General features: G+C 71.6%; 15 protein-coding genes. 10 read left to right on the top strand and 5 right to left on the bottom strand.

Features of this window, described 5'->3' with window-relative positions:
* Positions 1 to 57: 57 nt before the first annotated feature.
* Positions 58 to 996: an aromatase/cyclase gene (locus M2283_RS02190; RefSeq protein WP_280874196.1), complete on the top strand. Its 939-nt coding sequence runs from the start codon at positions 58 to 60 to the stop codon at positions 994 to 996.
* A gap of 101 nt (positions 997 to 1,097) precedes the next feature.
* On the opposite strand, the gene M2283_RS02185 is transcribed toward M2283_RS02190, so the two are convergent.
* Both M2283_RS02185 and M2283_RS02180 read right to left on the bottom strand, forming a co-directional pair.
* The gene (locus M2283_RS02185) at positions 1,098 to 2,321 is read right to left on the bottom strand and encodes an acyl-CoA dehydrogenase family protein (protein ID WP_280874195.1); all 1,224 of its coding nucleotides are present in this window, start codon (positions 2,319 to 2,321) and stop codon (positions 1,098 to 1,100) included.
* Positions 2,322 to 2,415: 94 nt separating this feature from the next.
* Entirely contained in the window at positions 2,416 to 3,183 is a 768-nt protein-coding gene (locus M2283_RS02180; protein WP_280874194.1) for an NAD-dependent epimerase/dehydratase family protein, read from the bottom strand.
* A gap of 132 nt (positions 3,184 to 3,315) precedes the next feature.
* Here M2283_RS02180 and M2283_RS02175 point away from each other — a divergent pair, with 132 nt between their 5' ends.
* From M2283_RS02175 to M2283_RS02150, 6 genes are read left to right on the top strand one after another with little or no spacing between them, the layout of a single operon-like run.
* Positions 3,316 to 4,656: a cytochrome P450 family protein gene (locus M2283_RS02175; protein WP_280874193.1), complete on the top strand. Its 1,341-nt coding sequence runs from the start codon at positions 3,316 to 3,318 to the stop codon at positions 4,654 to 4,656.
* A 16-nt stretch (positions 4,657 to 4,672) separates the two neighbouring features.
* A complete protein-coding gene (locus M2283_RS02170) occupies positions 4,673 to 5,884 on the top strand; it encodes a class I SAM-dependent methyltransferase (protein WP_280874192.1) in 1,212 nt (403 codons plus the stop codon).
* Between the two features lie 53 nt (positions 5,885 to 5,937).
* Entirely contained in the window at positions 5,938 to 6,552 is a 615-nt protein-coding gene (locus tag M2283_RS02165; RefSeq protein ID WP_280874191.1) for a dTDP-4-dehydrorhamnose 3,5-epimerase family protein, read from the top strand.
* Positions 6,549 to 7,496: an NAD-dependent epimerase/dehydratase family protein gene (locus M2283_RS02160; RefSeq protein ID WP_280874190.1), complete on the top strand. Its 948-nt coding sequence runs from the start codon at positions 6,549 to 6,551 to the stop codon at positions 7,494 to 7,496. The genes M2283_RS02165 and M2283_RS02160 overlap by 4 nt, the downstream gene beginning before the upstream one ends.
* Positions 7,493 to 8,992, top strand: coding sequence for an NDP-hexose 2,3-dehydratase family protein (locus tag M2283_RS02155; protein ID WP_280874189.1), 1,500 nt, complete (start codon positions 7,493 to 7,495; stop codon positions 8,990 to 8,992). The genes M2283_RS02160 and M2283_RS02155 overlap by 4 nt, the downstream gene beginning before the upstream one ends.
* A complete protein-coding gene (locus M2283_RS02150; RefSeq protein WP_280874188.1) occupies positions 8,989 to 10,254 on the top strand; it encodes a class I SAM-dependent methyltransferase in 1,266 nt (421 codons plus the stop codon). The genes M2283_RS02155 and M2283_RS02150 overlap by 4 nt, the downstream gene beginning before the upstream one ends.
* A 69-nt stretch (positions 10,255 to 10,323) precedes the next feature.
* On the opposite strand, the gene M2283_RS02145 is transcribed toward M2283_RS02150, so the two are convergent.
* On the bottom strand, positions 10,324 to 10,761 hold the full coding sequence (locus tag M2283_RS02145) for a nuclear transport factor 2 family protein (protein WP_280874187.1): 438 nt from the start codon (positions 10,759 to 10,761) through the stop codon (positions 10,324 to 10,326).
* Between the two features lie 177 nt (positions 10,762 to 10,938).
* Between M2283_RS02145 and M2283_RS02140 the strand changes: the two genes are divergently transcribed.
* Positions 10,939 to 11,718 carry a cyclase family protein gene (locus tag M2283_RS02140; RefSeq protein ID WP_280874186.1) on the top strand — a complete coding sequence of 260 codons (780 nt, stop codon included), beginning with the start codon at positions 10,939 to 10,941 and terminating at the stop codon, positions 11,716 to 11,718.
* Between the two features lie 55 nt (positions 11,719 to 11,773).
* Positions 11,774 to 12,484 carry a class I SAM-dependent methyltransferase gene (locus tag M2283_RS02135; RefSeq protein ID WP_280874185.1) on the top strand — a complete coding sequence of 237 codons (711 nt, stop codon included), beginning with the start codon at positions 11,774 to 11,776 and terminating at the stop codon, positions 12,482 to 12,484.
* 38 nt (positions 12,485 to 12,522) lie between these two features.
* Here the strand turns inward: M2283_RS02135 and rfbA are convergent, their stop codons facing one another.
* Positions 12,523 to 13,404 carry a glucose-1-phosphate thymidylyltransferase RfbA gene (gene rfbA, locus M2283_RS02130; protein ID WP_280874184.1) on the bottom strand — a complete coding sequence of 294 codons (882 nt, stop codon included), beginning with the start codon at positions 13,402 to 13,404 and terminating at the stop codon, positions 12,523 to 12,525.
* 129 nt (positions 13,405 to 13,533) lie between these two features.
* Between rfbA and M2283_RS02125 the strand changes: the two genes are divergently transcribed.
* The gene (locus M2283_RS02125) at positions 13,534 to 14,643 is read left to right on the top strand and encodes a DegT/DnrJ/EryC1/StrS family aminotransferase (protein ID WP_280874183.1); all 1,110 of its coding nucleotides are present in this window, start codon (positions 13,534 to 13,536) and stop codon (positions 14,641 to 14,643) included.
* Between the two features lie 60 nt (positions 14,644 to 14,703).
* Here M2283_RS02125 and M2283_RS02120 read toward each other — a convergent pair whose 3' ends face one another.
* On the bottom strand, positions 14,704 to 15,102 hold the full coding sequence (locus M2283_RS02120) for an antibiotic biosynthesis monooxygenase family protein (protein WP_280874182.1): 399 nt from the start codon (positions 15,100 to 15,102) through the stop codon (positions 14,704 to 14,706).
* Positions 15,103 to 15,179 lie beyond the last annotated feature (77 nt).

Here is a 15,179-nt window from a genome sequence, read left to right as displayed (position 1 = left end):
CAGAGACGGAACCGAAGCTGGCCGCGCTGAACCCCGAGCGGAGCCGGACGGAGGACCATGTCACATCCCGACACCCACCACACCGAGCACACGGTCACGGTGGACGCCCCGGCGCGGCGCGTCTTCGACCTGATCGTCGACGTCGGCCGCTGGCCGGAGACCTTCCCGCCCACCGTGCACGTCGAGCACGTCGAGCGGAGCCGGACGCAGGAGCGCATCCGGATCTGGGCCACCGCCAACGGCGAGGTCAAGAACTGGACGTCGCACCGGCGGTTGGACCATGACCGGCTGACGGTGTGCTTCCGTCAGGAGGTCTCCCAGCCGCCGGTGGCCGCCATGGGCGGGGAGTGGATCGTCGAGCCCGTCTCCTCCACCGAGACCCGGGTGCGCCTGCTGCACGACTTCCGCGCCGTCGGCGACGATCCCGAGAAGGTGGCCTGGATCGAGCAGGCCATCGACCGCAACAGCGGCGCCGAACTGGCCGCACTGCGCACCGCGGCCCACCAGGCCGAGGCCCGCGCCGACTTGATCCTGACCTTCGAGGACACGGTCGAGATCAGCGGTGGCGCCAAGGACGCCTACGCGTTCGTCAACGAGGCGCACCTGTGGCCTGAGCGACTGCCCCACGTGGCCGGCGCCTCCCTGGCGGAGGACGTCCCTGGGGTGCAGACCCTGGAGATGGAGACCCGCGCACCGGACGGGAGTACACACACCACGCGCTCCGTGCGCATCTGCTTCCCGCACGAGCGGATCGTCTACAAGCAGCTGCGCACCCCGGCGTTGATGACGGCCCACACCGGGCGGTGGCTGTTCCGGGAGGACGCGGACGGGACCCGGATCACCTCCGTCCACACCGTGGTCCTCAACGAGGAGGCCATCCCTGCCGTCCTCGGCCCGGACGCCTCCGTCGCCGACGCCCGCGCCTTCGTCCAGAACGCCCTCAGTCGCAACAGCACGACCACCATGGAGCACGCGGCGGCCCACGCGCGGGGATAGCGCAGGGCGCGGGCCCGAGCTCAGTGGGCACGGGAGGCAGACAGGGAGGGGAGGGCCGAAGTCACCGGCCCTCCCCTCCCTGTCTGCTCCCCCTCCCCGGCTCAGGTCTTCGAACCCTCCAGCGCCGCTTCGCAGAGCCAGTCCACCGCGTCGGCATAGGTGAACGGATGCATGAACGCGCCCGCTCGGACGTCCCGGTGGAACCGGGCCAGCGGATGGGACCAGGCGTAGGAGGCACCGCCGACGACCGTCACACAGTCGGCGACTATCTCCGGTGCCATCCGGTTGACCGTCAGCTTCGCGCGCTGGAAGTCGAACATCATGCGCCGGCCGCGCTCCACCGGGTCGCCGTCGAACTCGTACGCCAGGAAGTCCGCCACGGACAGGGTGCCCGCCACCGTGGACCGCAGCGCGTGCAGGCGGGCCTCGATCTCGGCGAGCAGGGTGCGCGTTCCCGCCGCCGGCGCTCCGCCCCGGCGGTTGAGTTCGGCCGCCGCATGGTCCCGGGCGGCCTGGGCCACACCGACATAGATCCCCAGCATGGTGACCGAACTGACCGTCTGCCCCGCCAGGGCCGCGTCGTCGCGCTCCCCGACCGGTCCTCGCAGGAAGACGTCCCCGGCCCGGATCGGACAGTCCTCCAGCAGGATGTCCACGCTGCCGGAGGCCCGCATGCCGAGCCCGTCCCAGTTGTCGAGGACTGTCAGCCCCGGGGTGTCCCGCGGCAGCACGGCGGCGGCCGACCGGGTCACGCCGGCCACCTCCACCCGGGCGGAGACCACGAAGTCGGTGGCGATCGGCGCGAGGCTCGCCAGCGTCTTGCGCCCCGACAGGGTCCAGCCGCCGTCCGGCGCCGACCGCAGCCGGGTGACCACCCGGCCCCCACCCGCGTCCTTGACCGTCGTGCACACCACCGCCTCGCGCGAGCCCATGCCCCCCAGCAGCCGCTCGGCCAGCGCACGTGCCCGACCCGCGCCGTGCCGCCACTCGTGGGTGAGGGTCAGCCCCCGGCTGAGCTGCATGTGCAGCGCGAGCGCGGTGGACGCGTCCGCCTCGGCCACGGTCGACAGGGCCAGACAGACGTCGTGCAGCGAGGAGACGCCCAGCCCGCCGAGTTCCGTCGGCACGGTGGCCGCGAGCACGCCCTCCTCGCGCAGTCCCTTGAACACCTCGACCGGGAAGACGCCGTCCCGGTCGGACCGAGGGGCCCCCTCCCGCACCAGGGGAAGGTGTCCGCTCAGCAGATCGAGCAGCGCGCGCCCCGAGGAGGTTCTCGGGTCGCGCAGATCCGCCGTGACCGCCCGGTCCCTGTCGTGCGTAGCCATCGCGTTCCCCGCTTCCTTCACTCGACTTCGGTCGCCCCGGTGCGTTCGGGACGGAGCCGATGATGTCCGGCGGGATTCGACGACCGTTGGAGGGTCACTGCCCTCCCGTCGGCGCCGACCAGTCGCCCGTCTGTCGCAGGTAGCGGTCCAGGGCGCGCCGGTGGTAGCCGGGGCCGAAGACCGAGCCGGCGGACTCGGGAAGGAGGGCCCGCAGTCGGGCCACCGAGGGACAGTGCGAGAAGGCGCTTTCACCCCCGCCCGCCACCACCTCCTCGGCATCCAGAGCCAGGCGCCGCTTCAGGTGCGCGACCACGTCCAGCACGTCCACGCAGTCCCCGGACGCCACGTTCACCGTCTCATCGCGCACACCGGAGGCCAGCAACGCGTCGACCAGCGTGACGAAGTCCGCCACGTGCAGCAGGTCGCGCCGGGCGCCGGGATGCACCCGCACCCGCCCCGCCCGCACCTGCGACACCAGGGCGGGCACCAGCCGGAAGTCGGGCCCGTGCGGCCCCAGCACATAGGCCAGGCGCAGCACCAGGTGGTCCACCCCCGACTCCCGTACGACCCGCTCAAGGGCGAACTTGTGCCGGCCGTAGCGGGTGGTCGGGACCACCGGGTCGTCCTCGCGGCCCCGGCAGCCGGGGCCGCCGTACATGCTGGCCGTGGAGAAGAAGACGAGCAGTTCGCCCCGGTTCCGGCAACGTGCGACCGTGTCGCGCACCAGCTCCGCCTCCCGCTCGTGCTCGGAGTCCGGCAGCTGCTGTCGCGGAACGCCCGCCGCCAGCACCGTCACCCCGGGATGCGCCTCGCGCAGCGGCCACAGATGCCGGGCGATGAAACCCTTGCCGATGATGTCCATGGCCGCGTCACCCTAGGGCTCCGGTGCCACGCCCTCCTCGTGCCCGGCTCGACGGCCGGTCCGGCCCGAGCCACGGAGAATCGAGGGGCGGTCGAGGATGCCTGCCTAGCGTCCCCTCCCATGGTGGCGAGCATGACCGACGCCGCGCTGGGACGCGTACTGCTGACCCTGCGCGGAGTCCAATGGATCCTGGGCACCAAAGGCGACCCGTACGCGCTGCTGCTCCGCGCGGCCGGAGACGACCCGGCCGAACTGGGCCGACGCGTCCGCCGACGGGGCCCCCTTTACTGGAGCAGCGCCGGGGCATGGGTGACGGCCGACCACGAGGTGGCCGCCGCGGCCCTGGCCGACGGACGCATGACCCCACGCCCTCCGTCGGCCCGCACCCCGCACGTCGAGTTGGCCGAGGAGCCAGCGCCTTGGGACGTGCCGGCCCTGTACGAGGCACTTCCGTTGACCGGTCTTCCGGCCGCGCTCGACCGGGAGGAGTACGAGCGGCTACGGCACTGGGCCGACCCTTTCCTCGGCGAGCAAGCCCTGCGTCCGTGGCACGCTGCGGCTGTCCGGAACTACCGGAGCCGGGCGTCAGCGCTGGGGGAGCGGTTCGACCTGGTCGACGACCTGATCCGGCCGGCCACGGTGGAGGCCGCCCGCGTACTGCTCGGCCTGCCGGACCACCGGGCCGCCCGCTTCGCAGAGCTGTCCGCGGCGGTCGCCGGCGTCCTGGACGCCACACTCTGCCCACCCCGCCTGGACACAGCCCGCCGCTACCGCACCGCCCTTCCGGAACTGCACACCCTGCTTGCGCAGACGGTTGAGGAAGCGGCCTCCGGCGGTTTCGCGGGCGGGCGGGGGCTCATCAGCCGGCTGCTCCGGACTCCGGGACGTGACCGGTCTCCCGTGGCCACCGACGTGGTGACCGTGTGCGCCCTGCTGACCTTCGTCGGTATCGAGGCCGCCACCACGTTGACCGGCAACGCGGTCGCGCTCCTCCTGGACCACCCCGACCAGTGGCGGGCGTTGTGCGAGGACCCCGAACTCGCCTCGGACGCCGTCGCGGAGACGCTGCGGCACGCGCCGCCCGTCCGGCTGCACCGGCTCTACGCGCGCCGGGACCTGGAACTCGCCGGGACCCCGGTGGCGGCGGGTGAGGAACTCGTCGTACTGATCGGGGCGGCCCACCGCGACCCGGGCCGGCACCCCGACCCGGACCGGTTCGATATCCATCGGCCCGCCCACGACCGGCATCCCCTCCCGGAGGACGGGCACGCGGGCGGTCTCGTCGGCTCCGCGACGCGCCTCGCGACGGACGCGGCGCTGCGGGCGCTCGCCGCGAACCTGCCCGGTCTCGTCCGGACCGACGAGGTACTGCGTCGGCTCCGCTCCCCGATCACGGGGAGCGTGTTCCGCTTCCCCGCCGCCCGCCACGGAACCGTCCGCGAGCAGTTCCCGCCCGGACCTCGGACCCTATGAACCAGAGGAAGGCCCCATGTGCCGTGTCTGTGGAGGACCCGTCCGTCAGTTCTTCGACTTCGGGCGCCAGCCACTGTCCGACGCGTTCGTCGACCCCGACCGCGTCGACGAGGAGTACTTCTACCGACTCGCCGTCGGGACCTGCGAGTCCTGCGGCATGGCCCAGCTCCTGGACGAGGTCGACCGGGACCGGATGTTCCACGACGCCTACCCCTACCACTCGTCCGGCTCGGTCCACATGCGCCGCCACTTCGAGCAGACCGCCGGCCGGCTCTCCGGTGAACACCTGCGCGGCCCCGACCCGTTCGTGGTGGAGATCGGCTGCAACGACGGCGTGATGCTGCGGGCCCTGGCCAAGGAGGGCCTACGCCACCTCGGCGTCGAACCCTCCGGCGGCGTCGCCGAACTCGCCCGTCTGCAGGGCGTCCGGGTGCGCACCGAGTTCTTCGAGGAGGCGACCGCGGCCCGGATCGTCGCCGCGGACGGGCCCGCCGATCTTGTCTACTCGGCCAACACCATCTGCCACATCCCCTACCTCGACTCCGTCTTCCGCGGCCTCGACACCCTGCTGGCACCGGACGGCGCCTTCGTCTTCGAGGACCCCTACCTCGGCGACATCCTGGAACGCACCGCCTTCGACCAGATCTACGACGAGCACTTCTACTTCTTCACCGTGCGCTCGGTGCAGGCGGCCGCCGCCCGCTTCGGCTTCGAGGTCGTCGACGTCGAACGGCTCCCGGTGCACGGTGGCGAACTCCGCTACACCCTCAAGCGGGTGGGCCGGCAGACCCCGAGCCGCGCCGTCGCCGAGCTGGCCGCCGAGGAGGAGCGCCGGGGGCTCGACACTCCCGAGGTGCTCGACCGCTTCGCCGCCGGGGTCGAACGCGTCCGCACCGAACTGACCGAACTGCTACGGAAGTTGCGCGCCGACGGCAAGCGGATCGTCGGCTACGGCGCCACCGCCAAGAGCGCAACGGTGACCAACTTCTGCGGCATCGGGCCCGATTCGATCGACTGGGTCTGCGATGTGACCCCGGCCAAGCACGGAAAGCTCATGCCCGGCTCGCACATCCCGGTCCGCCCCACCGAGGCCCTCACCGAGCCGTACCCGGACTACGCGCTGCTGTTCGCCTGGAACCACGCCGAGGAGATCACGGCGAAGGAGCGACTGTTCCGCGAGTCCGGCGGGCGCTGGATCGTCTACGTGCCCGAGGTCCGCGTCATCTGACCGCAGGATCCGCCGGCCATGCCGGCGCCACCACCAGCAACGAGGACGGTGTCATGGAGTCGCGACAACTCGCCGTGGACGGCGCGTTCGAGTTCCGGCCGAGGATCTTCACCGACGAACGAGGCCTGTTCGTCTCCCCCTTCCAGGAGGCAGCGGCCCGAAAGGCCCTGGGCCACCCTCTGTTCCCGGTGGCCCAGACCAACCACAGCCGCTCCCGGCGCGGTTCGATCCGGGGCGCCCACTACACGCTCACGCCCCCGGGCGTCGCCAAGTACGTCTACTGCCCGCGCGGACGGGCCCTGGACATCGTCATCGACGTCCGCGTCGGCTCTCCCACCTACGGTCGATCGGAGGCCGTCCTGCTCGATCAACAGGCGTTCCGTGCCGTGTACTTCCCGGTCGGCGTCGCCCACGCCTTCGTGGCCCTGGAGGACGACACCGTGATGGCGTACATGCTCTCCGGCGAGTACGAGCCGGAGCACGAACTGGCCCTCTCCGTGTTCGATCCGGCCCTCGACCTCCCGATGCCCGAGGACATCGACCCGGTCATGTCCGAACGGGACCGGGCCGCGCCCACCCTGGAGACGGCCGAGAAGGCCGGCACCCTCCCGGAGTACCGCCGGTGCCTGGAGATCGAACGGGCCTTGTGCGGCGGCCCGGTCCGATGAGCGCCGACCGTGAGCCCGCCGTCGCGGTGCTCGGCGCGACCGGCTGTGTGGGCCGCGCGGTGACCACCGCGTTCACCCGGGCCGGCCGGCCGGTCCTCGAAGTGGCGCTCCGGCCGCCGCCGGACCCGACCGGCCGCCGGTTCCGCGCCCTCGACGTGGCCGCCGCCGACCCGGCCGAACTCGCCGGACTGCTGACCGGGGCCCGGGTGGACACCGTGGTCAACGCGGCCGGCGGCTGGGTCAGCGGCGAGGCGGAGAACCAGCGCGCCCACGTCCGGCTGGTGGAGAACCTGATCGCCGCGCTTGCCCGGGCGCCGAGCCCTGTGCGCCTGGTGCAGATCGGGTCCGTGCACGAGTACGGCCCGCTGCCCGCCGGCACCGCCGCCGACGAGACGCGCGAGCCGCGCCCCGTGTCGGCCTACGCGCGCACCAAACTCGCCGGCGCCGAGGCCGTCCTCCGCGCCACCCGTGCCGGGCTCGTGGACGGTGTGGTGCTGCGCGCCGTGAATCTCTGCGGCCCGGACGCGGCGGGCGTCGGTTTCCTGGGCGTCGCCGCCCGCCGACTGCGCGCTGCCACGCCGGACCGGCCGACCGAGCTGACGGTGGCCGACGCCCGCCGGGACTTCCTCGACGTACGGGACCTGGCAGCTGCCGTCCTCGCGGCGGTGGCCGCCCCGGTGACCGGGCAGGTGATCAACGTGGGCCGCGGCGAGGCCGTCCCCATGTCCCACCTGCTCGACCTGCTCATCGGCGTCGCCGGACCACCCCCGGGCGCGGTCCGGGTGCGCACCGCCCCGGTGGACTCCCGGGGCGGCGACTGGACCCTCGTCGACATCGGCCGTGCGGCCCGGCTGCTGGGCTGGCGGCCGACGGTGGACCTGCCCGAATCGATCAAGGACATGTGGGCCGCCGGCCGCGCGGACCACCCTGTGGAGCAGCCATGACCGAAGCCACCACGCGCCTCGCGCGCCGGCCCCGCACGACCGCCACACCATTGCGCGTCGCCGCTTCGGCGCACGCCCGCGACGGCGGACTCACCGCGCACACCGACTTCCACGACTGGTACGCCGAGGCGGGCAAACGCGCCTTCACCCGGGTGGAGCGGGTCCCGCTCGACGACCTGACCGGCTGGGAGACCGACCCGGACACCGGCAACCTGCGTCACCACAGCGGCGGCTTCTTCACCGTCGAGGGCCTGGACGTGCGGATGCCGGCCGGCCCCGTGCCCGCCTGGAGCCAGCCCATCATCAACCAGCCCGAGGTCGGCGTCCTGGGCATCCTGGTCAAGGAGTTCGACGGGATCCTGCACTGTCTGATGCAGGCCAAGGTCGAACCCGGCAACGCGGGCGGCGTGCAGATCTCCCCGACCGTGCAGGCAACGCGCAGCAACTACACCGGAGTTCACGGCGGCCGGCCCGTGCCCTACCTGGGCCGGTTCCGCGACCCCGGGCCCCGGGGCCCGCTCGTCGACGTCCGGCAGTCCGAACAGGGCTCGGCCTTCCACCACAAACGCAACCGGAACATGGTGGTCGAGGCCGACGGGGAGGTGGAAGTCCACGAGGGCTTCCGCTGGCTGACGCTCGGCCAGCTGCACCGGCTGCTCGCCGAGGACGACCTGGTCAACATGGACGCCCGTACCGTCCTGTCCTGTCTGCCCTTCACCCACGCGGAGCTGGCCCGCGAACTCGGCCCGCCGGCGGACGCGTTCCGCGCCGCCCTGCTGCGCTCCTGCGACCCCTCCGCCGAGTCCCGCCACCCCCTCGGCGCCGTACTCAGCTGGATCACCGAGGCCCGCACCCGCACCGAGGTCCGTGCCCGCCGCGTTCCGCTGGCCGGACTGCGCGGCTGGCACCGCACCCCGGAGCGGATCTCGCACGACACCGGAGCCTTCTTCGACGTCATCGGCGTCCGCGTGCAGGCCGGTGGACGCGAGGTCGCCCACTGGGCCCAGCCGATGGTCGAGCCGCACGGCACCGGCGTCGTCGCCTTCCTGACCCGGAGCGTCGACGGGGTGCTGCACGTGCTGATGAACGCCCGGGTCGAAGCGGGCTACATGGACGTGGCGGAACTGGCACCCACCGTTCAGTGCACCCCCGCCTCCTACGAACATCTGCCCGCGAGCGCCCGGCCACGCTTCCTGGACGCGGTGGAACAGGCGGCACCCGAACGCGTCCGGTTCGAATCGGTCCTCTCGGAGGAGGGCGGCCGCTTCCACCACGCGCGCAACCGCTACCTGATCGTCGACACCACCGCCGACGCCGGCCCCGACGTCCCGCCCGACGATCCCGAGTACCGGTGGATGACCGTGCACCAGCTCGTCGAACTGCTGCGCCACAGCCACTACCTCAACATCCAGGCCCGCAGCCTGGTGGCCTGCCTGCAGAGCCTGCTGATGCCGGCGGAGCCGGCGCCGACCGCGGAGAGGAAGGTCCGGACATGAACACCGAGAACGTACGGCCGGTCACCAGGTGCAGGGTGTGCGGCGCGAGGGACTGGCAGGAGGTGGTCTCCTTCGGCGAAGTGCCGCTGGCCAACGCGTTCCTGGAACCGGCCGCCTCCTACGAGCACGAACCGGCCTACCCGCTCGGCGTGGTCTCCTGCCGCTCCTGCCGGCTGATGAGCGTCACCCACGTCGTCGATCCCGAAGTGCTGTACCGCACCTACAGTTACGTCACCTCGGACTCCGAGACCATCACCCGGCACATGGAGTTCGTCGCGTCCGTCTGCCGGGAGCGCGGCCGACTCGCCCCCGGCGACCTGGTGGTGGAACTGGGCAGCAACACCGGCCAACAGCTCGCCGCCTTCGCCCGGGACGGTGCCCGGGTGCTCGGCGTGGACCCCGCCCTCAACCTGGCGGCCGTCGCCAACGAGCGCGGTATCCGCACGCTCCCCGAGTTCTTCGACCCCTCCTGCGCCGAGGCCGTCCGCGACGAGCACGGCCCAGCACGGCTCATCCTCGGCCGGCACGTCTTCGCCCACATCGACGACCTGACCGGAGTGCTCGCCGGCGTCCGCGCGCTGCTCGCCCCCGACGGGGTCTTCGCCATCGAAGTCCCGTACGCGGTCGACCTGTTGGAGAAGCACGCCTTCGACACCATCTACCACGAGCACCTGTCGTACTTCCTGGTACGCACCCTGGACACGCTCTTCACCCGCCACGGGCTGCGCCTGTTCGACGTGGAGCGGCTCGCGATCCACGGCGGCTCGCTCCTGGTCCTCGTCGGCCGGCCCGAGGCACGGCACCCGGTCACCGACATCGTCGGCGAGCTGATCGCGGCGGAGGAACGGGCGGACCTGGGCAGCGACATCGGGTACGAGGAGTTCGTACGCGGGGTGCGGGGCGTGCGGGAGGATCTGCCGGCCCTGGTGCGCACCCTGGTCGCGGAGGGCAGCCGGGTGGCCGGCTACGGGGCCTCGGCCAAGGGCACCACGATTCTCAACATCTGCGGCCTGGGACCGACCGAGGTCTCCTACTGCACGGACACCACCGTGCTCAAACAGGACAAGGTGCTGCCCGGTACGCACATCCCGGTCCGCAGCCCCGACCACGCCCGGGCCGACCCGCCCGACGTCTATCTGATGCTGGCCTGGAACTACGCCGACGAGATCCTGCGCAAGGAGGCCGACTTCCTGCGCGGCGGCGGCCGTTTCATCCTGCCCTTCCCCAAACCGACGATCGTCTCCGCCGACTCCGTGCGGTAGACGCGGACGGCGGCACGCCCGAGGCCCGACGGAACGTCAAGGAGACGTCCGCCGGGCCTCGCCGGGCGCTCAGGGACGGTCGTCGCGGGACACGTACCGCTCGCGCACCTTCCACTCCCCGTCCTCGACGACCAACACGTCCTCGCACACGCACATGAGCAGCAGCCGGGGCGCCTCCGCCCGCCGGGTCGCCACCACCTGCACGTACGAGCGCACCCGGACCGAGCCGTCCGGCTCCGGGTCCGCCACCGCCGTGGTGGTCAGCAGGTGACGGCGCGTCTCGCCCTCAGCCGCCAACTCCTCGTGCGCGGCGCGGACTCCGGCCGCCAGGGCGGCGCGCCCGCGGATCGGCTCGGGCGCCGAGGGCGGTGCGAACAGCCCGTCCTCGGTGAAGGTGGCGGCCCACGCCTCGGCGTCCCCGGAGTCCAGCAGGTGCATCTGCCGGGCGTGGAACCGCTGTACGTCGGCGCAGAGCGACGCGTACGGGGGACTGACGGACTCCAACACGGATCTCCCTCCTCGCCCGCGGGGCCGCGGGACGCTGGCGTCGATGCTCGCGCGCCTCCTTCGAGCCGGGCTCGACCTGGGCCGGTCCGGGCCTCCAGCACGGCTCCACCGTTGCTCCGGCCCCGGTCGCGAGGATGCCGAGCCTCACGCCGGCTCCCGACCGCACGGAGGTACGACTTGCGGCTCATCGACCTGTCCTCGCCGGTGGACGCGGCGCAATGGGAACCCGACCCCGTGGAGCACCACGTCCTCACCCCGCGCGAGGGCGCCCTGCACATGAGCGAGGAGATGCGCACCCACTTCGGCATCGACCTCGACCCGGACGAGCTGCCCGACGGGGAGTTCCTCTCCCTCGACCGCATCACCCTCACCACCCACACCGGCACCCACGTGGACGCCCCCTCGCATTACGGGTCCCGGGCCGGCTACGGCGACGGCGTCCCGCGGCACATCGACCGCATGCCCCTGGACTGGTTCCTGCGTCCCGGCCTGGTGCTGGACGCCAGCGACGCGCCCACCGGCGTGATCGGCGCGGACCGGCTGGAGAAGGAGTTCGCCCGGATCGGGCGCACCCCGCGCCCGCTGGACATCGTGCTGCTGCACACCGGGGCGCAGCGCCACCGGGGCACCGAGCGGTACTTCACCGAGTTCGCGGGCCTCGACGGACCCGCGGTCCATCTACTCCTCGACTTCGGCGTCCGGGTCATCGGCACGGACGCGTTCAGCCTGGACGCCCCCTTCGGCGACATCATCGCCCGCTACCGGGCCACCGGGGACCGCGCGGTGCTGTGGCCCGCGCACATGATCGGCAGGGACCGCGAGTACTGCCAGATCGAACGGCTGGCCCACCTGGACGCGCTGCCCGGACCGGACGGCTTCCAGGTCTCCTGCCTCCCCGTGAAGATCGCCGGGGCCGGCGCCGGTTGGACCCGCGCGGTCGCCCTCGTCGACGACTGAGCCCCGTCCCGATCCCATCGCCGCCCGATCCCGGGCCCGCACTCGAAGGAGGCCGATGTTCGGCCACGACCTGGCGGACGTCTACGAACTGGTCTACCGCGCCCGCGGCAAGGACTGGGACACGGAGGCGACCGACATCGCCCGCCTGATCAGGGACCAGTTGCCCGCCGCGGACTCCCTGCTGGACGTCGCCTGTGGGACCGGCGCCCATCTGGAGACCTTCGCCGGTCTCTTCGCCCACACCGAGGGACTGGAACTCTCCTCCGCCATGCTGGCGCGTGCCGCCGTCCGGCTCCCCGAACTGCCGCTTCACCAGGGCGACATGCGCGCCTTCGACGTCGGGCGCGCCTTCGACGCAGTGGTCTGCCTCTTCACCGCCATCGGCTATTTGCCGACCCTCCCGGACCTGCGGGCGGCCGTCGCCACCATGGCCCGCCACTTGAATCCCGGCGGGGTGCTCGTGGTCGAACCCTGGTGGTTCCCGGACCGGTTCCTCGACGGATACGTGGCCGGCGACCTGGCGAGCGACGAGCACCGGACGGTCGCCCGGATGTCACATTCCACCCGCCAGGACCGGACCACGCGGATGGAGGTCCGGTTCCTGGTCGGAGAGGCAGGGGGCATACGGGAGTTCACCGAGATCGACCTCCTCACCCTGTTCACCGAGGAGGAGTACCTGGCCGCCTTCGCCGACGCCGGGTGCCCTGCGGAGTACATCCGGTCCGAGTGGACGGCCCGAGGCCTTTTCGTCGCCCGCCGCCGCTGAGAGGCCGCGGCGCCCGGGGAGCGTTCACAGCGGGCCGTTCACCGTGCCGCCGCGACCTCGTCGGCGATGGTCATCACGTAGCGGCCGTAGTCCGAACTGTCCATCAGCGCGCCCAGCCGGTGGCACTCCTCGGGGCCGATGAACCCCTTCCGCAGGGCGACCTCCTCGACGCAGGCGATCCGCACCCCCTGTCGCTCCTCCAGGGTCCGCACGTACTGGGCGGCCTGGAGCAGGGACTCGGGGGTCCCGGTGTCCAGCCAGGCGAAACCCCGGCCGAGTGCCCGCAGCCGAGCCCGGCCGTCTTCCAGGTAGATGCGGTTGAGATCGGTGATCTCCAATTCGCCGCGCGCGGACGGGCGTAATTCGGCAGCCCGGGCGACCACGTCGTTGGCGTAGAAGTACAGGCCGGTGATCGCTCGATTCGAACGCGGTCGAGACGGTTTCTCCTCGATCGATATCAGCATTCCTTCCTTGTCGGTCTCGCCCACTCCGTAACGCTCGGGGTCGTGCACTTCGTAACCGAAAAGCAGGCACCCGTCCAATTCCTCTCGTTCCTTCGCGAGCACCTTGGAGAAAGACGGCCCGTGGAAGATGTTGTCGCCGAGGACCAGGGCCACGGAGTCGTCCCCGATGTGGTCGGCGCCGATGACGAAGGCCTCCGCGATGCCGTTCGGCTTGGGCTGTTCCGCATAGTCGATGTGGAGTCCCAGGTCGCTGCCGTCGCCGAGCAGGCGCTGGAACTGGGGGAGGTCGTGTGGTGTGGTGATGATCAGGATCTCCCGGATGTCCGCGAGCATCAGGACCGAGAGCGGGTAGTAGATCATCGGTTTGTCGCCGACCGGCAGAAGCTGTTTCGACACGGCCAGAGTGATCGGATGCAGACGACTTCCGGATCCTCCGGCCAGAATGATTCCTTTCATGTTCAGGATGCTATACACGTGATATGAGGCGCCACAAGAACAGAAATCCCGAATTGAGGCGCAATCGAGGTCGATACGAGCGTAATCCGCTGAGATCGATAACCATCCGAGCGGAATTGGAGAGTATCTGTGGTCATTCGTGTGTGGGGATATCTGGACGAGTACGCGGCCGAACGGGAGGAGATTCTCGACGCGGTCGACACCGTCTTCGGCTCCGGTCGGCTGGTCCTCGCCGACGGTGTCCGGTCGTTCGAGGAGGAGTTCGCCGCCCGGCACGGGGTCCGGCACTGTGTCGGCGTGGACAACGGCACCAACGCCGTCAAACTCGGCCTGGAGGCCCTCGGTGTGGGGCCAGGGGACGAGGTGATCACCGTCTCCAACACCGCGGCCCCGACCGTGGTCGCCATCGTCGGCACCGGAGCGACACCGGTCTTCGTCGACGTGCGCGAGGACTACCTCATGGACGTCTCCCAGGTGGCGAGCGCCATCACCCCGCGTACCCGCTGTCTGCTCCCGGTCCACCTCTACGGACAGTGCGTCGACATGGCACCCCTTGAGGAACTGGCGGCCCGGCACGGTCTGGCCATCCTGGAGGACTGCGCCCAGGCGCACGGCGCCCGCCACCACGGCCGACCGGCCGGAACCATGGGCTCGGCCGCCGCCTTCTCCTTCTACCCGACCAAGGTCCTGGGCGCCTACGGCGACGGCGGCGCCGTCATCACGGCCGACGAGGAGGTGGACGCCAGGCTGCGTCGACTGCGCTACTACGGCATGGAGGAGCGGTACTACGTCACCGCCCTGCCCGGCCACAACAGCCGGCTCGACGAGGTGCAGGCCGAGATCCTCCGCCGCAAGCTCAAGCGGCTGGAAACCTATGTGGCGGACCGGCGCGAGGTGGCCCGGCGCTATGCCGAGGGGCTCGCCGACACCGAGCTGATCCTGCCCGAGACGGTCCCGGGCAACGAGCACGTGTACTACGTCCATGTGGTGCGCCACCCGCGTCGGGACGAGATCATCGACGCCCTCAAGGACCGGGACATCGAGCTGAACGTCAGCTACCCCTGGCCCGTCCACACGATGACCGGCTTCGCGCACCTCGGGTACCCGGAGGGCTCGCTGCCCGTCACCGAGCGGCTGGCCCGCGAGATCTTCTCGTTGCCCATGTACCCCTCGCTGGCACCGGAAGCGCAGGACAGGGTCATCGAGGCCCTTCGTGAGGTCCTCAAGACCCTGTCCTGACCGTCTCGTTCACCGCCGTCGACCTGGCCGGTCGGCCCGGGGCACGCGTCGCCGCCGAGGTCAGCGCGTGCGTTCCGGGGCGGCCTCGCCGACAGCGCCCGCCGTCACCGACAGCCGGGCCGTGAAGAGCCCGTTCTCGCTCCGGCTCAGGGCGCGCAGCGCTGCGGCGTGCGGAGCGAACTCCGGGTGCTGTACGGCCTGTTGGAACGAGGCCCGGTCCGTCCACACGGCGATGTTCACATAGTCGGCCGCTCCGTCCGCCTCGCGCAGCAGGCTGTGTCGCACGAATCCGGGCCGGCGCGCCATGAAGGCGGACGTCCGGGCGAAGACCTCCTCGAACTCCTCGGCCGGCCCGTGCACGGTGAACCTGTTCACGAAGGTCACTTCCGGGCCGGCCCCGGCGTCTTCGGTCGTGCGGACGTCGCTCAAGGCGTTGCTGTCGTGCTCACCGATCGGCATGGTCAAGGCCGTCCTCGTCTTGTCGTGTCCCGCGGTCCGGCACCCGCGGACGCGTGCCGACGAGCCTGACGGGCGGC

This window comes from Streptomyces pseudovenezuelae, assembly GCF_029892565.1.
GTDB lineage: Bacteria > Actinomycetota > Actinomycetes > Streptomycetales > Streptomycetaceae > Streptomyces > Streptomyces pseudovenezuelae_A.
Note: the sequence above shows the minus strand (reverse complement) of the source record. Positions and strands in the feature narration are given on the sequence as shown.